This window comes from Actinomadura graeca, from assembly GCF_019175365.1.
Classification (GTDB): Bacteria; Actinomycetota; Actinomycetes; order Streptosporangiales; family Streptosporangiaceae; genus Spirillospora; species Spirillospora graeca.
The window spans coordinates 3,358,999-3,383,916 of record NZ_CP059572.1 but is presented as its reverse complement, the minus strand read 5'-3'; the positions used below and the strand labels follow the sequence as shown (position 1 = coordinate 3,383,916).

The window sequence follows — 24,918 nt, the reverse complement described above, 5'->3', positions numbered from 1 at the left end:
GCGCGGACGCCGAAGGGGAGCGGCGCCGCGGCACCCGGACGGCGGGCCCGCGCGTGACGCGGTCGTGATCTCCGGAGATCCGGAGCGTGCCCGCGCGGCCACGCGTACAGTTGTCAGCCGTGCCGGCCCCCCGGGGCCGGCACGGCTGCTGATTGTCGTCCCACAGATCGAGCGGACCCTTGTCGCCCACTCTCGATCGCCACGTCGTCACGGCCGTCCTCGTCGCCCATGACGGCGCGCGGTGGCTGCCCGAGACGCTCAAGGCGCTGCTGACGCAAACGCGGCCGGTGCAACGTCTCGTGACCGTGGACACCGGAAGCCGCGACCGCGGTCCCGCCGTGCTCGCCGAGGTGATCGGCGCCGGCCGGGTGCTCACGCTGCCCAGGACCACCGGCTACGGCGAGGCCGTCGCCGAGGCGCTCCGGCAGGACGCCGCGTCCGTGCCCGTCCCCGACGACGACCCGGGCAACCCGCGCACCGAGTGGGTCTGGCTGCTGCACGACGACTCCGTCCCCGAGCACGACGCCCTCGCGCAGCTGCTGCGGACGGCGGGCACCGACCCCGGCATGGCGGTGCTCGGGCCGAAGGTCCGCGACTTCGACGACCGCCGCGTCCTGCGGGAGGTCGGCGTCGCCGTGGACGCGGCGGGACGGCGCGAGACGGGCATCGACGGCCACGAGTTCGACCAGGGCCAGCACGACGGCGTCCGGGACGTCCTCGCGGTCGGCAGCGCCGGGATGCTCGTCCGCCGGGACGTGTGGAACAGGCTCGGCGGGTTCGACCCCGAATACGGGATGTTCCGCGACGACGTCGACTTCTGCTGGCGCGTCCACGCCGCGGGGTACCGCGTGGTGGTCGCGACCGACGCCGTCGTCTACCACGCCGAGGCGGCCCGCCGCGGCCTCCGCGAGATCGGCATGACCGCCGAGGCGCCGAGCCGCGTCGACCGCCGCAACGCGCTCCACACGCTGCTCGCCAACCAGCCGTTCGCGGCGATGCTGCGCTCGCTGGCCCGCAACGTCTGGGCGTCGCTGCTGCACGCGCTCTGCCTGCTGGTCACCAAGCGTCCCGACGCTGCGCGCCAGGAGCTCGGCGCGCTCGGCGACGTCCTGCGCGCGCCCGGAAGGCTGCGGCGGGCCCGCGCCGCGCGCGCCGACGGCCGGTCCCGCGTGTACCGCAGCGTCCGCCGGTTCCAGCCCCGGTGGGTCGTGCTGCGCCGCGGTGTCGAGAGGGTGTCGGAGTTCCTGGCCGCCCACGAGCGCCACCGCGACCACGACGACGTCCTCTCCGACGCCGCGTCCGACGAGCCCGGCCCGCTCAGGAGGCTGCTGGCGCGGCCCGGCGTGCTGCTCGTCCTCGCGCTGACGGCCGTCACGCTCGCCGCGGAGCGGACGCTCGTCACCGCCGGGGGGCGGCTCGGCGGCGGCGCGCTCGTCCCCGCGTGGGGCGGCGCGGGCGACCTGTGGGCGCAGTACGCCTCCGGGTGGCATCCGGTGGGGCTCGGCAGCGACGCCGGGAGCCCGCCGTACATCGGCGTCCTCGCGGCGCTGTCGACGCTGCTGTTCGGCAAGCCGTGGCTGGCCGTGTCGGTCCTGCTGCTGGGCAGCGTGCCCCTCGCCGGGCTGACCGCCTACCGCGCGGCGCGGGTGCTGGTGCGGGAGCCGTCGCTCACGGGACGCCGGGCGCGTGCGAGCGGGCGGCGGGTCCCGGTGTCGGCCGTCCGGGTGTGGGCCGCCGCCGTGTACGCGCTGCTGCCCGCCGCGACCGGCGCCGTCGCGGGCGGGCGGCTCGGCACCGCCGCCGTGCTCGTCCTCCTGCCGTTGATCGCCGTGCAGGTCGCCCGGATGTACGGCTGGGCGCCGTCGCACGAGCCGGCGCCGCACGGGTCGCCGCACGGGTCGCCGCACCGGGACGCCGACGCCCGCACGCGACGCAAGCGCGCCGGCCGCGCGGCGTGGGCCGTCGCGCTGCTGCTGGCGGTCGCGATGGCGTTCGTCCCGCTGGTGTGGCCACTGGCCCTGGCGGGCGGCGGGCTGGCGTGGGCGCTGCTCGGCGGGCCGGGACGGGCGGGCCGCCGCAACCTGGCCATCGCGCTGGGCGTCCCGCCGCTGCTGCTCCTGCCGTGGACGGCCGGGCTGCTGCTGCACCCGTCGCGCTTCCTGCTGGAGGCGGGCCTGCACCACGGGCCCGAGCCCGCCGACGCGGCCGGGCTGCTGACGCTGAGCCCGGGCGGGCCCGGCACGCCCGCGAACTGGGCGCTCGCCGGGCTGCTGGCGGCGGCGGTGTGCGCGCTTCCGCTGCGCGGGCGCCGCAACGCCGTCCTCGCCGGCTGGCTGCTGGCCCTCTTCGGGCTGCTCGTCGCGATCGTGACGAGCGCCGCGACCGTCACCAAGGGCGCGGACGCGGCGCCCCCCTGGCCCGGCGTCGCGCTGATCGTCGCGGCCGCCGGGATCCTGCTGGCCGCGACCGCCGCCGTCCAGCGCGGCACCGAGGTCCTCGCGGGCAAGCACCTGATCTACAAGGCGGGCGGCGCGGTCGTGGTCGCCGCCGCGCTCACCGCGCCGGTGCTGGCCGCGGCGCTGTGGGTGGCGGGCGGCGCGGGCGGCCCGCTCGGCAAGACCGACCCCGACGCGGTCCCCGAGTTCGTGGTGGCGCCGGGCGGCGCGCGCACCCTCGTCCTGCGGCGCGACGGCTCGGGCCGCGTGTCCTACACCGTCCTGCGCGACGGGCGCCCCCGGCTCGGTGACGCCGAGACCCCCGCGGGCGGAGCGGCCGGACGCCGCCTGGACGACCTCGTCGCCGAGCTCGCCGCCGGGCGCGAGGGCGACGACGGGCCGGCGCTGACCCGGATGGGCATCGGGTACGTCCTGGTGCCCCGTCCCGCGTCCGACCCGGTCACCGGCGTGCTGGACGCCTCGCCGGAGCTGACCCGCCTCAGCCGGACGGGCACCTTCGCAGTGTGGCGGCTCCAGTCGCCCACCGCGCGGATGCTGCTGCTGGACGGCCCGGCGGTCACGCCGCTGCCCGCGGGCAGGAGCGGCGCGCGCTTCCACATCGCGGCGGGTGCCCGCCCCCGCACGCTGCTGCTGGCCGAGGCGTCCGACGGCGGCTGGCGCGCCTCCCTCGACGGCCGGGCCGTCACGTCGCGGACCGTGGACGGCTGGGCCCAGGGCTACGACATCCCCGCCGCCGGAGGGGACTTCGAGCTGACGCGGAGCATGACGGCACGGCACACCTGGATCGCCGTGCAGGGCGTCGCGGTCCTGCTCGTCGCCGTGCTCGCGCTTCCGGGCGCGCAGCCCGACGCCCTGATGCCCACGGGGGAGCGCGACCGGGGCCGTGGACGCCGCGTCCGCAGCCGGATCCAGACCCGCGTCCGGGACCGCGTCATGGACCGCATCGGGGGGCACACCGGCGAGCACGCCCGCCACGGCCCCCGCGCGGCGCTCCCCGCGCCGCGCGAACCCGCGGGCGCCCTCGAATCCGCCCGTGACACCCCCGCGGCCGGGTCCGCGGGGCCGTCCGGCGAGAGCCTGGAGGAACGCTCCTGATGGACAGGATGCTCCGCTTCCTCGGCCTCCGGTACGCGACGGCGGCCCTCGTCCTGGTCGCGCTCGCCGCGCTCTACGGCGCCGCGTCGCTGTCGCGCCCTTCCGCGACCGCGGACGCGAAGGGCGTCCGCGTGCCGATCACCTCGGCGGTCGCGGTGTGCCCGGGGCACGAGGGCGGGCGGCTGAGCGTCCAGTCGGCGAAGGGCGGCCCCTCCGGCGGCCACGTCGACACCTCCGAGACGCGCGGCGGCGCGCCCCTCGCGTCGATGACCGCGGCCGGGCAGGGCTGGCGCAAGGACACCGCGAGCGGCGACGAGTCCTTCACGGTCCGCGCCGCAGGCGGGATCGCCGCGGGCCTGGAGGTGGAGCAGACCACCCACTGGCCGGGCGGGCCCGACCGGGGCCTCGCGGGGGCCCGCTGCGCCTCGCCCGGCACCGACCTGTGGTTCCTCGGCCCCGGGCCCGACGCCGCGGACGCCCTCGACCTCTACCTCACCAACGTCGACCCCCAGCCCGCGTCGGTCGACCTCACCGCGCTGTCGGGCGTGGGCCCCCTGGACACCACCGACGGCCGCGCCACCCCCGTCGCCCCGTACAGCACCACGGTCGTGAAGCTCGGCAAGTCGCCCGAGGGGCTCGGCGACATCCTCAACACCGCCCGGGACCTCGCCCTGCACGTCCGCACCACGAGCGGCCGCGTCGCCGCGTCCCTGCGGGTGCGGATCGGCGAGAAGAAGGGCATCGAGTGGCTGCCGGCGTCACCGGCGCCGGCCGCGTCGCTGGTCGTCCCGGGGGTGCCCGGCGGGTCCGGTGAGCGGCGGCTGCTGGTCGCCGTCCCCGGCGAGGCGGACGCGCGGGTCCGGGTGCGCGTGGTCGGCCCGGAGGGCGAGTTCAGCCCGCAGGGCCAGGACGTCGTGGACGCCCCCGGCAAGACCGTCACCCCGGTCGACCTCGGGCTGGCGGGCAAACCCGGCGCCGTCCGGGTGTCCGCCGACCGTCCCGTCGTCGCGGCGTTCACCGCCGAGCGCGGCGCGGACGTGGCCTACGGCGCCGCCACCGCCCCCCTCGGCGCCCCGGACGGCCCGCGCCGCGTGGCCGGGGGCGTGGTCGCCGACAACCGCTTCGACTCGGTGCTGACGCTGACCGCCCCGTCGCGGGCGGCGTCCGTCCAGGTGACGGCGCTGGCCGGGCAGGCGCCGGGCACCCCCCAGGAGATCGAGGTGCCCGCCGGGCGGACCGTCGAGACGAAGATCACCGTCCCGGCGGGCGGTGACCAGGGCTTCAGCGCGCTGATCACCCCGAAGCCCGGCTCCGGACCCGTCTACGCGGCCCGGACGATGTACACGGGCAAGGGCGACGGCTTCCTGTTCACCGTCCTGCCGGTCGTCCCCGCGTCCATGACCCAGGTGCTCCCCAGGGCGGCCGACTCCCAGACCGTCCTGACCCCCTAGGGACGGCCGGAGGGCAGCCACCGGGCGAGCCCTTGGGCCGGGGTCGGGGGCTACTCGTCGTAGCTGGGGTCCACGGACTCGGGGGAGAGGCCGAGGAGGTCGGCGATCTCCTCCACCAGCAGGTCGCGGACGAGCCGCCCGAGTTCCTGGTCGCCGGAGGCGCGGGCCTCGACGGGGCGGCGGAACACGACGATGCGGACGGGGCGCCCGCCCTCACCGGGGACGGTCCGGCCGAGCGGCACCGGCCCGTCGAACCAGGGTTCGACCTCCGGGACCTCCTCGACCGTGAACTCCACCCGGGAGAGCTCCCGGCCCCAGCGCTTGCCGAGCCGGCGCACCTCGTCCCCGACGAGGTCGTCGAACCGTTCCGCGCGGGTCCGCGAGACCGGCGCCTGCGGGGGCGTCAGAGGGCCACGGAGGCCGCGACCGTGCCGATCGCGGCGCCGTACGCCTGCCACACGGGATCGCACCCATCCAGACTACCCCGCCTGGCCCGGGACTCGGCTCGTGCTCACTCCCGGTCCCCGGAGCCACGGGAATGGGACGGCAGGAACCTATGGTGGCGCGGAATGTAACTCTTACCTCGGAATTCGACCGGTAACGGCGACACGTGCGCCCGGGTGGTGGCGGCGGGGGCGGAGGAGGGGTACGGTCGGCCATCGTGAGCCCCGTCCGCACTTGCTCCCGCACCGCCTGCAAGGCGCCAGCAGTTTTCACGCTCACGTACGTCTACCGCGACTCCACCGCGGTCCTGGGGCCGCTCGCCACGTACGCCGAGCCCCACTGCTATGACCTGTGCGCGGAGCATTCCGAGCGGCTCACCGCCCCGATGGGGTGGGAGCTGGTGCGGCTGCCCGTCGAGGAGCCGTCCGAGCCCAGCGCCGACGACCTGGAGGCCCTCGCCGACGCCGTCCGCGAGGCCGCCAAGCCCGCGCCCGGGTCCGGGCAGGAGCCGGTCGGCCAGGGCACCGAGGTCGGCCGCCGCGGGCACCTGCGCGTCCTGCGCTCCGAGCCCGCCGGTACGCAGCCGCAGGAATAGCGGACCCTCCCTCCGGCCACGGCCGGGCGTGTGCGGTGCCGCCGTGCCGGGCGAGGCCACCCCCGGACAGGACCCGGTCCTTCCGCGCGGCCCTTTCACCTGGCGGGCGCGGCGGGTCGCGGGTCCGGTTCCCGGTAGGCTCGGACAATCCCCCGCGTCATCGTTCGGATAGGGAGCTGGAGTGGGCGACCTCGCCAAGATCTTCAAGGCGTACGACATCCGGGGCGTCGTCCCGGACGAGCTGGACGCCGCCACCGCGGAGGCCGTCGGCGCGGCCTTCGTGCGCGTGACGGGGGTCGGCGCGGTCGTCACCGCGCACGACATGCGGGAGTCCTCGGTCCCGCTGGCCGAGGCGTTCGCGCGGGGCGCGACCTCCCAGGGCGCGGACGTCATCGAGGCGGGCCTCGGCTCCACCGACCTGCTCTATTACGCCAGCGGCAGCCTCGACCTGCCCGGCGCGATGTTCACCGCGAGCCACAACCCGGCCAAGTACAACGGGCTGAAGCTGTGCCGCTCCGGCGCCCGCCCGGTCGGCCGCGACACCGGGCTCACCGAGATCCGCGAGCTGGTCGAGAAGGGCGTCCCCGCCTTCGGCGGCCCCGCCGGGACGGTGACGCGCAAGGACGTCCTCAAGGGCTACGCCGACCACCTGAAGACGCTGGTCGACCTGTCGGCGATCCGCCCGCTGAAGGTGGTCGTGGACGCGGGCAACGGCATGGGCGGGCACACCGTCCCGTCGGTGTTCGCGGGCCTGCCGATCGACCTCGTGCCGCTCTACTTCGAGCTGGACGGCACCTTCCCCAACCACGAGGCCAACCCGATCGAGCCGGAGAACCTGCGCGACCTGCAGGCCAAGGTCCGCGAGACCGGCGCCGACATCGGGCTGGCCTTCGACGGCGACGCCGACCGCTGCTTCGTGGTGGACGAGCGCGGCGAGATCGTCGCCCCGTCCGCCGTCACCGCGCTGGTCGCGACGCGGGAGCTGGCCAAGCACCCGGGCGCCTCGATCGTGCACAACCTGATCACCTCGCGGGCCGTCCCGGAGATCGTCTCCGAGAACGGCGGCACCCCCGTCCGCACCCGCGTCGGGCACTCGTTCATCAAGCAGACGATGGCCGAGACCGGCGCGGTCTTCGGCGGCGAGCACTCGGCGCACTTCTACTTCCGCGACTTCTGGTTCGCCGACTCGGGGATGCTCGCCGCGCTGCACGTCCTGGCCGCCCTCGGTGAGCAGGACGGTCCGCTGTCGGAGCTGCTCGGCGAGTACACCCGCTACGTCGCGTCCGGGGAGATCAACAGCGAGGTCGCCGACCAGGACGCCGCCGCCGGCCGGGTACGGGACGCTTTCGCCGGGCGACCGGGCGTTACCATCGACGAACTCGACGGGCTGACCGTCGGCGACGAGGCCGCCGGATGGTGGTTCAACCTGCGGCCGTCCAACACCGAGCCGCTGCTGCGCCTCAACGCGGAGGCGGGAGACGACGAGACCATGGCGGCGGTCCGCGACGAGGTCCTCGCCATCGTGAGGGAGAAGTGACGCCCCAATGACGATCAAGCTCGACTCCTGGCTGCTGGAGATCCTCGCCTGCCCCAACTGCGGAGGCGACCTGCGCGCCGACGACCAGGCGTCCGAGCTGGTGTGCACCGGCTCGTGCGGCTACGCCTACCCCGTCCGCGACGACATCCCCGTCCTCCTCGTCGACGAGGCGCGGACCCCCGCTCCGTGAGCAGGACCCTCGACCCGGGGCGGCTGGAGCACGCCGGGTCGGCCGAGTCGGCCGACCCCGGCGGGATGCTGCGGATGGTCGCCTCGTCGGCCGCGCAGGTCCGCGAGGCGCGCCGTGCCGCGGCCGAGGCGGGCGTGGACGGGGTGGCCGAGGACGGGCGCCCCCGCGCGATCGTCGTCGCCGGCATGGGCGGCTCGGGCCTCACCGGCGACGTGCTGTCGGCCGTGTGCGGCACCGGCTGCCCCATCCCGGTCGTGACGGTCCGCGGCTACCGGCTGCCCGGCTGGGTGGGCGCCGCGGACCTGGTCATCGCGGTGTCGTGCTCGGGCTCCACGGAGGAGACCCTCGCGGTCGGCGCCGAGGCCGCGCGGCGGGGCTGCCGGCTGCTGTTCGTGGGCGCGGACGGGTCGCCGCTGGCGGACCTCGCCGCCCAGAGCCGCGGCCTGTTCGTCCCGATCCGGTCGGCCGGCCAGCCGCGCGCGACGCTGTGGGGGCTGACGGTGCCGCTGCTGCTCGCCGCGCGGGCCCTCGGCCTGGCGGACGTGCCGGACGCGGTGCTGGAGACGACCGCGGAGCGGCTGGAGGACGTCGCGCACCGGTGCCGCCCGGCGAGCGAGCCGTTCGTGAACCCCGCCAAGCGGCTCGCACTGGACCTCGCGGGCGACGTGCCGATGGTGTGGGGCTCGTCCGCGGTGACGGCGACGGCCGCGTACCGGCTGGCCTGCCAGCTCAACGAGAACGCGAAGTACCCGGCCGTCTTCGGGGAGGTCCCGGAGGCCGACCACAACCAGGTGATGGCCTTCGACGGGTTCTTCGCGCGGGCCGCGCCGGGGCGGGGGCTGCCCGGCGCCGTCCCCGACCCGGACGACTTCTTCCGCGACCGCGCCGACGACCCCGAGCACGGGCTGCACCTGATCGTCCTGGGCGACGGCGACGAGCATCCGCAGGTGCGCAAGCGCCGCGAGGCGTCGGTGCGGATGGCGCGCGACCGCGGTGTCGCGGTCACCGAGCTGACGGCCGAGGGCGCGCATCCGCTGGAGAGGATCGCGTCCCTGATCGCGCTCGGGGACTATGTCACGGTTTACTTGGCCATCGTGCTGGGCGTCGACCCCACGCCCGTGCCGGCCATTCAAGAGCTCAAAGCGAGGATTGCGTAGATGAGTGCTGAGGGCGGAACGAAGGCCATCGTCGCCGCGCTGGCCGCCAACCTCGGGATCGCCGCGTCGAAGTTCGTCGCGTTCGCGTTCACCGGTTCGTCGTCCATGCTGGCCGAGTCGATCCACTCGGTCGCGGACTCGGGGAACCAGGGCCTGCTGCTGCTCGGGCGCAAGCGCTCCGAGCGCGACAGGACACCCAAACACCCGTTCGGCTACGGCCGGGAACGCTACTTCTACGCGTTCGTCGTCGCCGTCGTCCTGTTCACCGTCGGCGCGGCGTTCTCGCTGTACGAGGGCTACCACAAGATCTCCCACCCGGAGGACGTCAAGGCCCCGGCCTGGGCGTTCGCGGTGCTGATCATCGCGATCGTGCTGGAGGCGTTCTCGTTCCGCACCGCGATCAAGGAGTCGAACACGGTCCGCGGCGACAAGTCGTGGTGGGCGTTCATCCGGCGCGCGAAGGCGCCGGAGCTGCCCGTCGTGCTGCTGGAGGACCTCGCCGCGCTCGTCGGCCTGTTCCTCGCGCTGTTCGGCGTCACGGCGGCCGTGGTCACCGGCGACGGCGTCTGGGACGGCGTCGGCACCGTCGCGATCGGGCTGCTGCTCGGCGCGGTCGCGACGATCCTGGCCATCGAGACCAAGAGCCTGCTGATCGGCGAGGGCGCCGACCCCGAGCAGGAGGAGCGGATCATCGAGGCGCTGGAGTCGGTCGACGAGGTCGACCACGTCATCCACATGCGGACCGAGTACCTCGGCCCCGAGGAGCTGCTGATCGCCGCGAAGATCGCCGTCTACCACGACGACACGGCGGCGGAGGTGGCGCGCGGCATCGACGCCGCCGAGGCCAGGATCCGGGCGCGGTTCCCGGAGGCGCACCTGATCTACCTGGAGCCCGCGCTGGACGAGGCCGTGCGCAAGAACGCGCGGAAGCCGGAGACCCCCGCCTCCCCCTGAGCGCGGGGGGGTCCCCGTGACCGCGGGACATCCCCCGATGCCCCGCATGGGATCCCTCGCCGGGCGGCCGACACCGTGTGCCGGCCGAACCCCAGCCCAGGCGAGACCGGCGGAACCTCCGAGGAGGCGGTACCACGGCCGTCCGGCGAGGTGCTTTCCCATGCTTCCCCGCCCGGACCCCTGAGCCGGGCGGTTCTGGTGTGACCGCGGCAGCCCCACCGAACCCCCTACGTCGGTGGTGGCCGCCGTCGCGGTCACAATGAAGACACTACGTTCGCGGTGCCCTTCTGTTCGTCCGCCAAAAGGAGGGAAACGGGGTCGTCCTCCAGGGGGATCCTGGGTCCTCGCATAGCCCCGGATGGTGAGGTGCCGGACCCGCCCCACCGGTCAGTATGGAGGGGTGACCGGCGATGACCACCACTCCGACAGGGCCCGGACCGGCCCCGATCCCGCGGGCTTCGGCCCCGCCCTCGCGCACCACGCGTGGCGGCTGTCCGGCCGGATCGTGGCGGGCGTCGGGCAGCTGCTCCTCTGGATCCTCACCGGCCTGGGCACGCTGCTGCGGCCCCTGGCCGTCCACCTCACCGGCCGGCTGACCGGCGGCGCGCGCCGGGGGCCGGGCGGCCCCGGCGAGGGGGCGACGGCGCCGCTGCCGCGCTGGCTCCACGCCTGGGGGGAGGTCACCGGATCCTGGTACTTCGCGCCGCTCACCGGGCTGGCCCTGACGATCGCCGCGCTGGCGGAGCTGGCGCCGCGCGTCCAGTCGCCGCTCAGCCTCGCGGGCGGCTTCGCGGTGGCCTCGACGCTGCCGCTCGTCTGGCGCCGCGAGTACCTGCGGCCGGTGGCGGCGGTGGCGCTCGGCGCGTTCGCCGCGAGCCTGCTCACCGGGCAGCTGCTGCTGGTCACGACGACCTTCGCCGCCCTCTACACCCTGTACGCGCTGGGCAGGCAGCTGCCCCGGCAGTCCGCCGGGGTCCTCGCGGTCGGCGGCGCCGCCACGGTCGCCGTCGTCTACCTCGCCACCTCGACGCTGGACGACGTCCCGTGGCCGGCCGCGGTGATCGCCGTCCTGGCCGCCATCGGCCTGGGCGACGCGCGCCGCGCCGTGGAGTCCGCCGGGCGGACGGAGGCGGAGGCCGAGGAGCGCACCAACGAGACCCTCACGCGGCTGATCGCCGTGCAGCGGGAGCAGGCGGTGATGCGCGAGCGCGCCAGCATCGCACGCGAGCTGCACGACGTCGTCGCGCACTCCGTCTCCATGATCGCCGTCCAGGCGGAGACGGCCCCGTACACGATGCAGGACCTCTCGCCCGAGGCCCGCGCCGGCTACACCGAGATCGCCAGGACGGCGCGGGAGGCGCTGGTGGAGATGCGGCGGCTGCTCAGCGTGCTGCGCGCCGACGCCAAGCCGGAGCCGGAGTCGGCGACCACCCCGCAGCCGCGCCTGGACCGGCTGCCCGACCTCATCGAGCAGCACCGCGGCGCGGGCGGGCAGGCCGATCTGCGCGTGCACGGCGACGCCCGATCGCTGTCCACGACCGTCGAGCTGTCGGCGTACCGGATCGTCCAGGAGGCCCTGACGAACGCGCGGCGGCACGCGCCGGGCGCGGAGGTCCGCGTCGACCTGACGTTCCTGCCGGACCGGCTGGCGGTCCGCGTCGTCGACGACGGCGCGTCCGGGTCGACCAGGGTCCTGGGCCGCGACGATCTGGTCCCGCGGCCGCCCGTCCCGGACGAGGGCCCCGCCGGGCGGACACGCCTGGAGTCCTCGCCCGCGGCCGGTTCCGGCGGACACGGTCTCGTCGGCATGCGGGAACGTGCGACCATGCTGGGCGGACGGTTCTCCGCCGGTCCCGCCACCGAGGGCGGGTTCCTGGTGGAGGCCGAGCTTCCGCTCAACAGGGAGGAGCCGGCCGATGGGCGGGCGGGGAGATAGCGGCCGGTCGGACCCACCCTTGCCGCCGGATCGCCGTGCCGCCGGTCCCGGGCGCCCGGCGGCGGCCGTCCGGCCGGGAGGACCGCGGTGATCAAGGTGCTGATCGTCGACGACCAGACGATCGTGCGGGCGGGGTTCGCCGCGCTGCTCGACTCCCAGGAGGACATCACCGTCATCGGGGAGGCCGGTGACGGCCGCGAGGCGGTGCGGCTCGCCGAGGGCGCCCGTCCCGACGTGGTCGTCATGGACATCCGGATGCCCGGCATGGACGGCATCGAGGCCACCCGCCGCATCCTCGCCCTCCCCGGCACCGAGCAGACGCGCGTGCTGGTGCTCACGACCTTCGACGTCGACGAGTACGTCTACGACGCGCTCGCCGTCGGCGCCAGCGGCTTCCTGCTCAAGGACGCGACCGCCGACGAGCTCGTCTCCGCCGTCCGCGTGGTGGCGCGCGGCGACTCGCTGCTCGCCCCGCAGGTGACCGGCCGGCTGATCCGCGAGTTCACCCGCCAGCGGCGCACCAGGCCGCAGGCCCCGTCGGAGCTGGCCACGCTGACCGCCCGGGAGACCGAGGTGCTGGTGCTGATCGCCGGAGGGCTGTCCAACGGTGAGATCGCGCGGCGCCTCGTGGTCAGCGAGCACACCGTCAAGACGCACGTGGCGCGCGTGTTCACCAAGCTCGGCCTCCGCGACCGCGCGCAGGCCGTCATGCTCGCCTACGAGTCCGGCGTCGTCGTCCCCGGCGAGAGCGCGCGTTAGCGGGGGCCGGGCGTCCGGCGGCGCAGGAGGCGCAGGGCCTTCTCCTTCTCGAAGTCCAGGGCGCGGGCGGGCGGCGCGGACAGCCGCCCGATACGCTCGCCCAGCTCCCGCACATGCGCCTGCACCTGCGGTTCCGCCAGGACGCGCAGGCCGAACGCCAGCTCCGCGGGCCCGATGTCGTAGCGCTTCTCCAGTGCCAGGGCGAGCGCCACGGCCCGCAGCTCGGCGTCCCCGAAGCGCCGGTGGCCGCCGCCGCGGCGGACGCCGCCGGAGTCGCGGGTGGCGGGCAGCAGCCCCAGCGTCTCCCGGTAGCGGAGCATGCGGGGCGAGGTACCGAGCCGCCGGGCGGCCTCCGTGATGCGCATCCGCCGATTCTGACAAATTCGTGTGAGAAAGTCGCCTCCGGTCGTGCTCCGGTGCCCGGGCCGCCCGTAGACTCGCGGCCGGACGCCAACGCGCGCACCGACACACCGAGGAGTACGAACGCATGGACTACAAGGTCGCCGACCTTTCGCTGGCCGACTTCGGGCGCCGGGAGATCCGGCTCGCCGAGCACGAGATGCCCGGCCTGATGGCGGTGCGCGAGGAGTACTCCGCCGCCAAGCCGCTGCGCGGCGCGAGGATCATGGGCTCGCTGCACATGACGATCCAGACCGCCGTGCTGATCGAGACGCTGGTGGACCTCGGCGCCGACGTCCGCTGGGTGTCCTGCAACATCTTCTCCACCCAGGACCACGCCGCCGCCGCGGTCGTCGTCGGCCGGACCGGCACCGCCGAGGACCCCCAGGGCGTGCCCGTGTTCGCCTGGAAGGGCGAGACGCTCGACGAGTACTGGTGGTGCACCGACCAGGCCCTCCGGTGGCCGGACGGCGGCGCCCCGAACATGATCCTGGACGACGGCGGCGACGCGACCCTCCTCGTCCACAAGGGCGCCGAGTACGAGAAGGCCGGCGCCGTCCCCACCGCCACCGCGGACGACCCGGAGGAGTGGGGCATCATCCTCGACACCCTCCGCCGGACCATCGACGAGCGTCCCGGCCGCTGGACCGAGACCGCCGCCGCGGTCAAGGGCGTCACCGAGGAGACCACCACCGGCGTCCACCGGCTCTACGAGATGCACAAGGCCGGCACGCTCGCCTTCCCGGCGATCAACGTCAACGACTCGGTGACCAAGTCCAAGTTCGACAACAAGTACGGCTGCCGCCACTCGGTCATCGACGGCCTCAACCGCGCCACCGACGTGCTGATCGGCGGCAAGGTCGCCGTCGTCTGCGGCTACGGCGACGTCGGCAAGGGCTGCGCCGAGGCCCTCAAGGGCCAGGGCGCCCGCGTGGTCGTCACCGAGATCGACCCCATCTGCGCGCTCCAGGCCGCCATGGACGGCTTCCAGGTCACCACCCTCGACGACATCGTCGGCGCCGCCGACATCTTCGTCACCACCACCGGCAACTTCAACATCATCACGGCCGACCACATGAGCCGGATGAAGCACCAGGCGATCGTGTCCAACATCGGGCACTTCGACAACGAGATCGACATGGCCGGGCTCGCCAAGGTCGACGGCATCGAGAAGATCGAGATCAAGCCGCAGGTCGCCGAGTGGCGCTTCCCCGACGGCCACTCCATCATCGTCCTCGCCGAAGGCCGCCTGATGAACCTCGGCTGCGCCACCGGCCACCCCTCGTTCGTCATGTCCAACTCCTTCACCAACCAGGTCATCGCGCAGATCGAGCTGTTCACCAAGACCGAGGAATACCCGGTCGGCGTGTACGTCCTGCCCAAGCACCTGGACGAGAAGGTCGCGCGCCTCCACCTCTCCGCCCTCGGCGTCAAGCTCACCGAGCTGACCAAGGAGCAGGCCGCCTACATCGGCGTCCACGTCGAAGGCCCCTACAAGCCCGACCACTATCGGTATTGATTGCAATTCCCTCGGCGTCAGGCGCTGGCGCGCCTTCCTTCCACGGGAACTGCGGCGATCGCTGCATCGCTCCGGACTCGCCTTGGCGGCTCGCTCCGCGATCAGGTTCTCGCTTCGCTCGAACCTGCCTTCGGACGCGATCGCGGTGCTTCGGTCGTCGTGGGTTGAGGTGGTGGCTGAGGTCGTCGTGCTGCCGGACGGGCGGTAACCTGCCCGTCCGGTGGCTTTTTCCATGTGATGGGACGTTGATGAGCGATATCTCGGACGTCTCGCTTGCCTACCAGGGGGGCCGGCGGGTCGAGTGGGCGGACCGGAGCATGCCCGTGCTGCGGCAGATCCGGGAGCGTTTCGCCGCGGAGCGGCCGCTGGACGGGTGGCGCGTCGCGGCGTGCATGCACGTCACCACCGAGACGGCGTGCCTGATCCGCACGCTTCAGGCCGGGGGCGCGTACGTCGCGCTCGCCGCGTCCAACCCGCTCTCCACGCAGGACGACGTCGCCGCCGCGCTCGTCGGGGAGGACGGCGTGGAGGTGTTCGCGCGCGCGGGCACCGACCGTGAGGGCTACTACGCGCACATCCACCAGGTGCTGGAGACCGGGCCCGACCTGGTGCTGGACGACGGCTGCGACCTGGTCAACACCCTGCACAGCGACCGGACCGACCTGCTCCCCACCGTCAAGGCGGGGTGCGAGCAGACGACGACCGGTGTCATCCGGCTGCACCAGATGGCCAAGGAGGGCGCCCTGCGGTTCCCCATGGTCGCGGTGAACGACACCGACACCAAGCACATGTTCGACAACCGGTACGGGACCGGGCAGTCGACCCTGGACGGCATCGTCCGCGCCACCAACACCCTCCTCGCGGGCAAGACCATCGTGATCGCGGGGTTCGGCTACTGCGGGCGCGGCCTCGCCGAGCGGGCGCGGGGGCTCGGGGCCCGGGTGGTGATCACGGAGATCGACCCGGTCAAGGCGCTGGACGCGGTGCTGCAGGGGTTCGCCGTCCAGCCCATGTCGGAGGCGGCGCCCCACGGCGACGTGTTCATCACCGTCACCGGGAACCGCGACGTGGTGAACGCCGGGCACCTTGCCGCGATGAAGGACGGCGCGATCCTCGCCAACTCCGGGCACTTCGACGTGGAGATCGACGTGCGGGCGCTGGACGACCTGGCGGTGGAGGTCCACCACGGAGTCCGCCCGCAGGCCGACGAGTACGTGCTGGCGGACGGACGGCGGCTCGTCCTGCTCGCCGAGGGCCGTCTGGTCAACCTCGCCGCCGCCGAGGGGCACCCGGCCGCGGTCATGGACATGTCCTTCGCCGACCAGGCACTGACGTGCGCGTGGCTGGCGGGCGCCCACGAGACGCTGCCCGCGGCCGTGCACGACGTGCCGAAGGAGATCGACACGGAGGTCGCGCGGCTGAAGCTGGACTCGATGGAGATCTCCATCGACCTCCTCACCGCCGAGCAGGAGGACTACCTCCACTCGTGGCGCCTCGGGTCCTGAGGGCCCGCCGCGATACGTTCCGCCCATGCCGACCGGAACCTACGTCCATCTCGACGAGGGCCTTGAGGAGCGCTTCCAGTGCGCGCCGGGTCCCGGCGGCTGGCGCTACACCTCCCGGCGCTCCGACGGCGTCCGGACGGACCTCGTCGTGGACTCGCGCTGGCGGCACATCCGCGTCGAGATCGTCACACCGTCCTGGTGGGTCAGGGGCGGGGTGACGGGTCCCGAGGTCGCCTGGGTGCGCGGCGCCGCAGGGGAGGGCGCCGCCGGGCAGGGCGAGCGGGCCGGGCACACCGCGAAGGCGTCCGGGTTCCTCGCGGACTCGCCGGCCTTCCTCATCGCGACGGCGCGCTCCCTCGGCCCGGACGCGGAGGCCGGGGCCGACCTCCGGCTCGTCCAGCTGGCCGGGACGGCGCTCGCGGCGCTGACCGTCACCGCGCGCTGGCGGCTGGCCGCGACGGCGGCCCACGAAACCGATATCGCGCCACTCCCCGTGGCGCAATACGAAATCGCCGATCTCGCCACGGGTGAAGTCACAGCCGTCCATGTGGCCGGTGACGTCCTGCTCGCCGGGCCGGGAATAGAGCTGGCCGAGTTGGATTCGCCGCCCAACCTGCCGGGCTGACGCCGGTTTTTCGCCGGTCGGGCAAGCCTGAAATTTCACATCGCGTTTGATTGGGTCTGGAAGTTCGCCCAATATGACAGCGCTGACCTGGGCTTTTGTGATTTTCACGCAGCGTGGCAGTCTGAAATGGCACCCATTGTAAAGCGGAGCCGCACCGGTCATTGTGGCGACACCGCATGCGTTCGTGACCCTCCTGAGGAGCCCCCCGCCGCGTGCCCCAGCACGCACATCCGAATGGCAGGTTACCCGTCAAATGGTTATTACCAGCAGAGTGCGCTCCCTTCTCGCGGTGCTCGCCGCGGGAGCCCTCACGGCGACCGTGCCCGGCACCGCCGGCGCGTCCGCGCCCAGCCCCGTCACGTCCCAGCAGTACAAGGTCACAGGCGCCACCACGACCCTCCAGCGCACCCAGGTCGCGCAGACCGGCGCGGCGATCGACATCCTCCGCGCCGACGGCGTCGAGATCAGCGCGATCCCGTCCGAGGTCGAAGCGATCAAGAAGCTCGGCTTCAAGGTGAGCGCGCCGCTGCCCAAGCCCGTGACCCCGCCGACCGCCTCGGCGGCCTCGTACCACACCTACGCCGAGATGCAGGCGGAGGTCGACCAGGTCGCCGCCGCCTTCCCGCAGATCACGCGGAAGTTCGTCGTGGGCAAGTCCGGCCAGGGCCGCGACATCATCGGCCTCAAGATCAGTGACAACGTGGCGACGGACGAGAACGAGCCCGAAGTCATGATCATCGCCAACATCCACGCCCGCGAGCGGCTCACCGCCGAGCAGGCGCTGGACTTCATCGGCCAGCTCACCAAGGGCTACGGGTCCGACAAGCGGATCACCGACCTGGTGGACAACCGGGAGATCACCATCATGCCGATGGTGAACCCCGACGGCCAGGTCTACGACATGACCAGCGACACCCAGGCCGGCCGCATGTGGCGCAAGAACCGGGAGGGCCCGGGCACCGACCTGAACCGCAACTTCGCCTACAAGTGGGGCTGCTGCAACGGGTCGTCCTCCAGCACGTCGAGCGAGACCTACCGCGGCACGGGCCCCGAGTCGGCCACCGAGACGAAGGTCCTCGCCAACTACGTGCGGAGCCGCAGGGTCGGCGGCAAGCAGCAGATCAAGATGTTCCTGGACATCCACTCGGTCGCGGAGCTGGTGCTCTGGCCGTTCGGCTACACCATGAACAACACCGTCCCCGGGTCGATGGACGTGGACGACGAGAACGCCCACCGCACCATCGGCCGTGAGATGGCGCAGACGCAGGGCTTCACGCCCGAGCAGTCCAGCGACCTGTACATCACCGATGGCACGACCGACGACTGGACGTGGGGTGACCAGCGCATCTTCTCCTACACGTTCGAACTGGGCGGTGGCAGCTTCTACCCGCCCCCGTCGGCCATCGAGACCCAGGTGCAGCGGAGCCGCGAGGCCCTGCTCCGCCTGACCGCCTATGCCGACTGCCCGTACCGGGCCATCGGCAAGGAGGGCCAGTACTGCGCGGCCTGACCGGACGCCTGCCGCGCGGCCCCGTCGGCCCCTGAACCGGCCTAGAGCCGGTTCGGGGGTCGTTCAGGGCTTGGACGGTCCATGGTGTCGAGGCCGGTGGAGGTGATCGCGGATGTGCCACGGCAGGCAGAGGCAGGGAACCGGACTCCGGTGGGACCGGGCGCTCCCGCGCCCCTTCTCCAGCCGAGTGTCAGGTATCCGCTGGTGTAGGACGGAGTTGTGGCCGCCTCCACGGCGGCCCGCCGGCAGGAACGGGCCCGGTGAAGGACGGACAGGGGTGGGGCGTCACTGCCCTTGGCGCTGCCCCTGACCCCGGACGGCCCGGCGCCGATCGCACGGGTCAGCGGCCACGTCCCGCGAGAAGCGGGGCGAGTTGCCGCGACACCGCCCGGGCCTGGTCGAGCAGCGAGGTGTCGTCGGTGAGCGGACGGCCGTCCCGGACCATCGTCCGGCCGTCGACGAGCACGGTGTCGACGTGCGCCCGGTCCATCTGGAGCACGACCGTGCTGTAAGGGTCCAGGACGGGTGCGACGTCGGGACGTCCCGCCCGCAGCAGGAGCAGGTCGGCCCGCTTGCCCGGGGTCAGCGAGCCGGTGCGGCCGTCGAGGCCGAGCGCGCGGGCCCCCGCGAGGGTCGCCAGGTGCAGCACGTCCCGCACCGACGGCGCCGCCTCGTCCCACCCGGCATGCTTGGCGTGCCGCCCCGCCTGGTAGGCCGCCCGCATCTGGGTGAACATGTCGGCGGGCACCGTGACCTCGACGTCCGTGCTGAGGCTGATCGGCACCCGGTGGCGGGCCTTCATCATCGGGTAGCCGTGGCCCATCATCAGCTCCACCGCGGGCGAGACGGAGACGCTGCCGCCGGACTCGGCGATGACCGCCAGCTCCGCGTCGTCCACGTCGTTGGCGTGGATGAAGACGGTGCCGGGGACGAGCGCGCCGATGTCGCGCAGCCGGACGGCCGACTTGCCGGCCGAGAAATGCCGGGCGACGCGCAGGCCGAGGTCGCGTGCGACGGCGGCGTTGCGGCGCTCGACGTCGTCGTCGCCCCCCTCGACGACGACGGCCATCGTGACCAGGCCACCCGGATCGGGCAGGAGTTCCGCGCGGACGCGCCGCAGGTCGCCCGGCAGCCCGAAGCCGTCCCGCATCATGGCGGGGAAGCTCTTGCCGTAGGCGAACACGGTCCGCAGGCCGGACGCGCGGTGTGCGGCGACCACCGCGTCGGTGGCGTCCGGGCTGTCCTGGATGTTGGAGATGTCCTGGACGGTGGTGATCCCCGACGTCAGCGCCGCGCGGGCGCTGAGCAGCGTGCCCAGGTGAAGGTCGTGCGGGCCCAGCACGGGACCGAACCGTCCCAGCACGTCGGACATGTAGTCGTCCAGGGTGTGGTGCGGCGCGCCCCCGCGGAGCAGCGCCTCCCACATGTGGCGGTGGGTGTCCACGAACCCCGGGACGAGGATCCCGGCCGGGACGTCGACCCGCTCCGTCCCGGGCGGCGCGTCGAGGGCCGTCCCCACGGCGGTGATGCGGTCCCCTTCGACCAGCACCTCTCCCGGCGAGAAGTCGCCGATGTCCGGGTCCATGGAGAGAACGTGCGCTACGCGGAACAGTGTGGACACCAGGGGTCTCCTTCTGTGAGGACGGCGCGGGGAGTTCATCGAAGTAGTGGACTCTAATTTTAGAGCGTACCCTAAGTTTTGTGCCCACCCCAGCCTCTGCGCTAGCGTGGGGAACGTGACCCCGGGCCTACGCGAGCTGAAGCGGGCACGGACCCGCGCGCACATCGCCGCCGCCGCCGCACGGCTGTTCGCGGAACGCGGCTACGAGAACACCGCCGTCGTCGAGATCGCGCGCGCCGCCGAGGTGTCCGAGCAGACCGTCTACAACCACTTCCCGGTCAAGCAGGACCTGGTCCTCGACCGGTTCGAGGAGGTGCGCGCCCGGTTCGCCGCCGCGGTCCGCGACCGTGCCCCGGGCACCGCGCCCGCCGAGGCCCTCCGGCCGGAGGCCCTCGCGCTGGCCGGGCACGTCCGGTCGATGGGCTCCGACGAGCTCAGAGGCACGATCGGCCACCTGGCGCTGCACAGCCCCGAGGTCCACCGCCTGGTCCTGCAGAGCACCGACCGCCTCGCCGGCGCCCTCGCCGCGGTGATCACCGAGACCACCGACCCGGCCCCGCCCCCCGCGATCGCGCGGCTGCGGGGCATGACGCTGGCGTGGATCTCCCAGACGGTCATCGAGGAATCCGGCCCCCTCATCCGCGACGGCCTCACCCCCGAGGAGATCGCCGTCCGCCTCAGCGAGATCGTCACCGCGATGCTGGACGAACTCCGCTCCTACACCGCCGACTAGCCCGGATAAGGACCCGAGGGGTACTGCCCCTTCGGATATTGGCCGGTCCGGTACGGGCCGCCCGCAGGCAGGGCCGGGGGGAGGACACCCTGGTAGGGCCCCGCGCCGTAGTTCTGCGGAGGCAGGAACTGGGGCTGCCCCGGCTTCGGCGGGCTGAACGGGGGAGGGGCAGGCGGTCCCTGCCGGGCCGGGGGGACCGGGGGCGCCCCGGCCATCGCCATGGCGGGCGCGGGACCCGGCTGCGGCGCCGTCCAGCCGGCCCGGCCGAGGCGGCGGAGCCGGGCGTCGCGGCGCCGGGCGAGACGCCACTCCTCGCGGTGCCGGCGCTCGGCGAGGATCGCCGACAGCAGGATCTCCGGGCGGACGCCCGGCGGCGGGGGCGGGCTCACGACCGCGGCGACCTGGTCGCTGATGCGCTGGCCCAGCGAGTCGCGGACGTCCGGCAGCAGCTCCCAGAAACGGGACAGGTACTGGCGCGCGGTCATCGCCAGCTCGTCCGAGAGCATCGACAGCTCCAGCGTCCGCGCCCATCCGGCGAGCTGCGGCGGCATCACCGCGACCGGCCCGAACACCGAGGTCGGCACCCGCTCCTGGATGACGATCGTCCCGGCGAACATGTCGCCGAGCCGCTTGCCGCGCTTGCTGCACAGCGACGCGATGAGGGCGGGCGCGCTGTAGAGCGTCCAGAACTCGATGAACCCGGCGAGCGCCCGCACGAGCGCCTGCCGGAACCGGACCGGGCCCCCGTCGTCGGCGACCACCCGCAGCCCGGCCGCCATCTTCCCCAGCGTCCGCCCCCGCGTCAGCGTCTCGAACGCGCACGGGTAGCCGACGATGACCGCCACCATCGCCAGCAGCGTCAGGCCCGCCGCCCACGCCTCGTCCGCGACGAGCGAGGTCATGGACGCGACCATGACGGCCCCGTAGAGGATCACCAGCTGGATCATCAGGTCCAGCAGCACGGCGCAGCCACGGCTGGCCAGCCGCGCGACCCTGATGTCGAGCGCGACGGCCTCGCCGGTGACGAGTTCGGCCATGTCCTGTTCCTCCAATGCCGGGGGCGGGTCCATTTTGCCGGTTCGGCGGACCGAGGCGTTAGTCTCCCCGGGTGGACGTCGACGCCTATGTGGCCGCGCACAACGCCGACTGGCAGCGCCTCGAACGGCTGATCAACCGCGGCCGGAGGCTGTCCGGCACGGAGATCGACGAGCTGGTCGAGCTGTACCAGCGCACCGCCACCCACCTGTCGGTGGTGCGGTCGAGCTCCCCTGACCCGCAGCTGGTGGGCCGCCTGTCGTCCCTCGTGGCGCGCGGCAGGGCCGCGGTCGCCGGCGCGCAGGCACCGCTCTGGCGGGACGTGTCGCGCTTCGCGACGGTGTCGTTCCCCGCGGCCGCTTACCGGATGCGCTGGTGGTGGCTCGGCAACGCCGTCCTCGGCAACCTGCTGGCGCTGGCCCTCGCGATCTGGATCGTGCACAGCCCGGAGGTGCAGGCGACCATCGCGACGCCGGAGGAGATCCGCGAGCTGGTCGACCACGACTTCGCGAACTACTACACCGAGCACTCGGCCTCGTCGTTCGCGTTCCAGGTGTGGATCAACAACGCGTGGGTGTCGGCGGTCGCGCTGATCTTCGGGATCCTGCTCGGCATCCCCACCGTGTTCGTCCTGCTGATGAACCAGATCAACCTCGGCGTGGTCGGCGGCCTGATGTTCGCGTCCGGGAAGGGATCGATCTTCTTCGGGCTGATCCTGCCGCACGGCCTGCTGGAGCTGACCGCCGTGTACCTGGCCTGCGCGGGCGGCCTCAAGATGGGCTGGACGGTCGTCGACCCCGGCCGCCGCACCCGCGGCCAGGCCCTCGCCGAGGAGGGACGGTCGACGGTCAGCGTCGCGATCGGCCTGGTCGGCGTGCTGCTGGTGTCCGGCCTCATCGAGGGCTTCGTGACGGGCTGGGTCCACGTGACATGGCTCCGCGTCGGCATCGGCGTCGTCGCCGAGGCGGCGTTCCTCGCCTACGTGATCGTCCTGGGCCGCCGGGCGACAAGCCGCGGCGAAACCGGCGACGCCGACCTACGCCCCGACCTCGCCCCCACAGCAGGCTAGGCAACTACAACCTTCCCGCGGCCTTCAGGGCTAGGTAGGCGTCGGCTAGGGCGGGGGCTATCTCCTTGGGGGGTGCGTCGACCACCTCGACGCCGTGGGCGCGCAGTTCGGCGGTGAGGCGGCGGCGGTCGGCGCGGGCGCGCTCGGCGGCGGACGCGTCGTAGACCGCGGCGAGGTCGCCGCGGCCGGCCGCCATCTCGGTGATCCTCGGGTCCGACACGGCGGCGATCATGACGAGGTGCCGTGCGGTGAGCTGCGGCAGCAGCGGCAGCAGGCCCTCCTCGATCGCGGCGGCGTTCAGCTCCGTCAGCAGGACGACCAGGCAGCGCTGCCGGACGCGCGCCATCAGCGTCGACACCATGCCCGCCGCGTCGCATTCGAGCAGCTCGGGTTCCAGGGGCGCCATCGCGTGCACCATCGCGGGCAGCAGGTCGGTGCGGGAGGCGCCCTCGACGCGGGTGCGGACGCGCCGGTCGTAGGCGAGCAGGTCGACGCGGTCGCCCGCGCGGGACGCGAGGGCGCCGAGCAGCAGCGCCGCGTCCATCGAGCAGTCCAGGCGCGGGATGTCGCCGACGCGGCCCGCGGACGTCCGGCCGGTGTCGAGCACCAGGTAGATGCGGCGGTCGCGTTCGGGACGCCACGTCCGCACGACCACGTCGCCGCGCCGGGCGGTGGCCCGCCAGTCGATGGACCGGACGTCGTCGCCGTCCACGTACTCGCGCAGCGAGTCGAACTCGGTGCCCTGACCGCGGATCAGCGCGACGTGCGCGCCGGTCAGCTCCCGCAGCCGCGCGAGCTTGGCGGGCAGGTGGCGGCGGGACGGGAACGCCGGGAGCGCCCGGACCGTCCACGGCGCGGGACGCGACAGCTGCCGTGCCGCGAGCCCGAGCGGTCCCACCGACCGCACGACGACGGTGACGGCGCGCCGGTCGCCGCGCCGCGTGGGGGTGAGCGCCATCTCCACGCGGCGGCGCTCACCGGCGGGCACGTCCACCTTGACGGTGCGGGGCGTCGCGCCGGCGCTCGGCGGCCACACGTCGCGGAGGCGGGCCTTCAGGCGGCGCCTGCCGAGGTTCTCGACCACCAGCGTGACCCGCGCCGTCTCGCCGAGCCGGACGCTCGTGGCGCCCGACCGGTGGAAGCGCAGCCCCCGCACGTTGCCCGCGAGGGCGAGGTCGGCGGCGACGCCGAGCAGCAGCGCGCCCCACACCGCGAGCAGCGCCCACCAGCTCGGCGCCAGCAGCGGGACGGGCGCGGCGAGCAGCGCCAGCAGCCCCAGGCGTCCGGTCAGGGCCATCAGCGCGGCGCGGGGACGTGGGCGAGGATGCCCTCCAGCACGCCGTCCGCGGTGGCGCCCTCCAGCTCGGCCTCGGGACGCAGCTGCACGCGGTGGCGGAGCGTCGGCCGGGCCAGCGCCTTCACGTCGTCGGGCGTCACGTAGTCGCGTCCGGACAGCCACGCCCACGCGCGGGAGGTCGCCAGCAGCGCCGTCGCGCCACGCGGGGACACCCCGAGCTGGAGCGACGGGGACTGGCGGGTGGCGCGGCACAGGTCCACGACGTAGGCGGCGACCTTCGGGTCCAGGTGGACGGCGCGGACCGCGGCGCGCCCGGCGGCCAGCTCGTCGGCGCCCGCCACGGGCCGCACGTCCGACAGGTCGCGCGGGTCGAACCCGGCGGCGTGCCGCTGGAGCATGGCGATCTCCTCGTCCCGGGTGGGGACGGGCACGGTCAGCTTCACCAGGAACCGGTCGAGCTGCGCCTCGGGCAGGGGGTAGGTGCCCTCGTACTCGATGGGGTTCTGCGTCGCGCACACCACGAACGGGTCGGGCAGCGGACGCGCCGTCCCCTCGACGGACACCTGCCGCTCCTCCATGGCCTCCAGCAGGGACGCCTGGGTCTTCGGCGGGGTCCGGTTGATCTCGTCGGCGAGCAGGAGGTTGGTGAAGACCGGCCCCTCGCGGAACTCGAACTCCGCGGTGCGGTTGTCGTACACCAGCGACCCGGTCACGTCACCGGGCATCAGGTCGGGGGTGAACTGGACGCGCTTGAAGTCCAGGTCGAGGGCGCGCGAGAGCGTCTTGATGAGCAGCGTCTTGGCGGTGCCCGGGACGCCCTCCAGCAGCACGTGACCGCGGCAGAGCAGCGCGATGACGAGGCCCGTCACCACGGAGTCCTGCCCGACGACCGTCTTGGCCACCTCCTTGCGCAGCGCGGTGAGCGCCGCGCGGGCGGTCTCGGACTGCCGCCGGACCTCCTCGGGCATCCGCCCGGCCCCCGGCGGCGTGTCGACGGGGGCGCCGGAGCCCATGCCGGGCCCGTCGTCCTT

The 24,918-nt window shown here is 73.9% G+C and carries 21 protein-coding genes; 15 read left to right on the top strand and 6 right to left on the bottom strand.

Features of this window, described 5'->3' with window-relative positions; translation table 11 throughout:
* Positions 1–179: 179 nt before the first annotated feature.
* On the top strand, positions 180–3,551 hold the full coding sequence (locus AGRA3207_RS14860) for a glycosyltransferase family 2 protein (protein ID WP_231335218.1): 3,372 nt from the start codon (positions 180–182) through the stop codon (positions 3,549–3,551).
* Positions 3,551–5,002 carry a DUF5719 family protein gene (locus tag AGRA3207_RS14855; protein ID WP_231335217.1) on the top strand — a complete coding sequence of 484 codons (1,452 nt, stop codon included), beginning with the start codon at positions 3,551–3,553 and terminating at the stop codon, positions 5,000–5,002. Before AGRA3207_RS14860 ends, AGRA3207_RS14855 begins: the two co-directional genes overlap by 1 nt.
* A 50-nt stretch (positions 5,003–5,052) precedes the next feature.
* Here AGRA3207_RS14855 and AGRA3207_RS14850 read toward each other — a convergent pair whose 3' ends face one another.
* A complete protein-coding gene (locus AGRA3207_RS14850) occupies positions 5,053–5,472 on the bottom strand; it encodes a metallopeptidase family protein (RefSeq protein ID WP_231335216.1) in 420 nt (139 codons plus the stop codon).
* Positions 5,473–5,663: 191 nt separating this feature from the next.
* Here AGRA3207_RS14850 and AGRA3207_RS14845 point away from each other — a divergent pair, with 191 nt between their 5' ends.
* The 7 genes from AGRA3207_RS14845 (at position 5,664) to AGRA3207_RS14815 (ending at position 12,574) form a co-directional block, all read left to right on the top strand.
* Positions 5,664–6,041 carry a DUF3499 domain-containing protein gene (locus AGRA3207_RS14845; protein ID WP_231335215.1) on the top strand — a complete coding sequence of 126 codons (378 nt, stop codon included), beginning with the start codon at positions 5,664–5,666 and terminating at the stop codon, positions 6,039–6,041.
* A gap of 181 nt (positions 6,042–6,222) precedes the next feature.
* On the top strand, positions 6,223–7,578 hold the full coding sequence (locus tag AGRA3207_RS14840) for a phosphomannomutase/phosphoglucomutase (RefSeq protein WP_231335214.1): 1,356 nt from the start codon (positions 6,223–6,225) through the stop codon (positions 7,576–7,578).
* A 7-nt stretch (positions 7,579–7,585) separates the two neighbouring features.
* Complete coding sequence (locus AGRA3207_RS14835) at positions 7,586–7,768, top strand: Trm112 family protein (protein ID WP_231335213.1); 183 nt, start codon at positions 7,586–7,588, stop codon at positions 7,766–7,768.
* Positions 7,765–8,925 (top strand): SIS domain-containing protein, encoded by a 1,161-nt coding sequence (locus tag AGRA3207_RS14830; protein WP_231335212.1) that lies wholly within the window; start codon positions 7,765–7,767, stop codon positions 8,923–8,925. The genes AGRA3207_RS14835 and AGRA3207_RS14830 overlap by 4 nt, the downstream gene beginning before the upstream one ends.
* Complete coding sequence (locus AGRA3207_RS14825) at positions 8,926–9,879, top strand: cation diffusion facilitator family transporter (RefSeq protein ID WP_231335211.1); 954 nt, start codon at positions 8,926–8,928, stop codon at positions 9,877–9,879.
* Between the two features lie 400 nt (positions 9,880–10,279).
* Positions 10,280–11,815 (top strand): sensor histidine kinase, encoded by a 1,536-nt coding sequence (locus tag AGRA3207_RS14820; protein ID WP_231335210.1) that lies wholly within the window; start codon positions 10,280–10,282, stop codon positions 11,813–11,815.
* An 87-nt stretch (positions 11,816–11,902) separates the two neighbouring features.
* Positions 11,903–12,574 (top strand): response regulator, encoded by a 672-nt coding sequence (locus tag AGRA3207_RS14815; RefSeq protein WP_231335209.1) that lies wholly within the window; start codon positions 11,903–11,905, stop codon positions 12,572–12,574.
* On the opposite strand, the gene AGRA3207_RS14810 is transcribed toward AGRA3207_RS14815, so the two are convergent.
* Positions 12,571–12,939 (bottom strand): MerR family DNA-binding transcriptional regulator, encoded by a 369-nt coding sequence (locus tag AGRA3207_RS14810; protein ID WP_231335208.1) that lies wholly within the window; start codon positions 12,937–12,939, stop codon positions 12,571–12,573. The genes AGRA3207_RS14815 and AGRA3207_RS14810 overlap by 4 nt on opposite strands.
* Positions 12,940–13,061: 122 nt before the next feature.
* Here AGRA3207_RS14810 and ahcY (AGRA3207_RS14805) point away from each other — a divergent pair, with 122 nt between their 5' ends.
* The 4 genes from ahcY (AGRA3207_RS14805) to AGRA3207_RS14790 all read left to right on the top strand — a co-directional run bounded on the left by ahcY (AGRA3207_RS14805) (position 13,062) and on the right by AGRA3207_RS14790 (position 18,132).
* Complete coding sequence (ahcY, locus tag AGRA3207_RS14805; RefSeq protein ID WP_231335207.1) at positions 13,062–14,492, top strand: adenosylhomocysteinase; 1,431 nt, start codon at positions 13,062–13,064, stop codon at positions 14,490–14,492.
* A gap of 248 nt (positions 14,493–14,740) precedes the next feature.
* Complete coding sequence (gene ahcY, locus AGRA3207_RS14800; protein WP_231335206.1) at positions 14,741–15,997, top strand: adenosylhomocysteinase; 1,257 nt, start codon at positions 14,741–14,743, stop codon at positions 15,995–15,997.
* 25 nt (positions 15,998–16,022) lie between these two features.
* A complete protein-coding gene (locus AGRA3207_RS14795; protein ID WP_231335205.1) occupies positions 16,023–16,622 on the top strand; it encodes a hypothetical protein in 600 nt (199 codons plus the stop codon).
* Between the two features lie 271 nt (positions 16,623–16,893).
* On the top strand, positions 16,894–18,132 hold the full coding sequence (locus tag AGRA3207_RS14790) for a M14 family metallopeptidase (protein ID WP_231335204.1): 1,239 nt from the start codon (positions 16,894–16,896) through the stop codon (positions 18,130–18,132).
* A 340-nt stretch (positions 18,133–18,472) separates the two neighbouring features.
* Here AGRA3207_RS14790 and AGRA3207_RS14785 read toward each other — a convergent pair whose 3' ends face one another.
* The gene (locus AGRA3207_RS14785; RefSeq protein ID WP_231335203.1) at positions 18,473–19,753 is read right to left on the bottom strand and encodes an amidohydrolase family protein; all 1,281 of its coding nucleotides are present in this window, start codon (positions 19,751–19,753) and stop codon (positions 18,473–18,475) included.
* A gap of 115 nt (positions 19,754–19,868) precedes the next feature.
* Between AGRA3207_RS14785 and AGRA3207_RS14780 the strand changes: the two genes are divergently transcribed.
* Complete coding sequence (locus tag AGRA3207_RS14780) at positions 19,869–20,486, top strand: TetR/AcrR family transcriptional regulator (protein ID WP_231335202.1); 618 nt, start codon at positions 19,869–19,871, stop codon at positions 20,484–20,486.
* Here AGRA3207_RS14780 and AGRA3207_RS14775 read toward each other — a convergent pair.
* On the bottom strand, positions 20,483–21,523 hold the full coding sequence (locus AGRA3207_RS14775; RefSeq protein ID WP_231335201.1) for an RDD family protein: 1,041 nt from the start codon (positions 21,521–21,523) through the stop codon (positions 20,483–20,485). The genes AGRA3207_RS14780 and AGRA3207_RS14775 overlap by 4 nt on opposite strands.
* Positions 21,524–21,594: 71 nt before the next feature.
* Between AGRA3207_RS14775 and AGRA3207_RS14770 the strand changes: the two genes are divergently transcribed.
* Positions 21,595–22,590 (top strand): stage II sporulation protein M, encoded by a 996-nt coding sequence (locus tag AGRA3207_RS14770; RefSeq protein ID WP_231335200.1) that lies wholly within the window; start codon positions 21,595–21,597, stop codon positions 22,588–22,590.
* Positions 22,591–22,594: 4 nt separating this feature from the next.
* On the opposite strand, the gene AGRA3207_RS14765 is transcribed toward AGRA3207_RS14770, so the two are convergent.
* Together AGRA3207_RS14765 and AGRA3207_RS14760 are read right to left on the bottom strand one after the other, a co-directional pair.
* Positions 22,595–23,887 (bottom strand): DUF58 domain-containing protein, encoded by a 1,293-nt coding sequence (locus AGRA3207_RS14765; protein WP_231335199.1) that lies wholly within the window; start codon positions 23,885–23,887, stop codon positions 22,595–22,597.
* Positions 23,887–24,855, bottom strand: coding sequence for an AAA family ATPase (locus AGRA3207_RS14760; RefSeq protein ID WP_231336294.1), 969 nt, complete (start codon positions 24,853–24,855; stop codon positions 23,887–23,889). Before AGRA3207_RS14760 ends, AGRA3207_RS14765 begins: the two co-directional genes overlap by 1 nt.
* Positions 24,856–24,918: the final 63 nt, after the last annotated feature.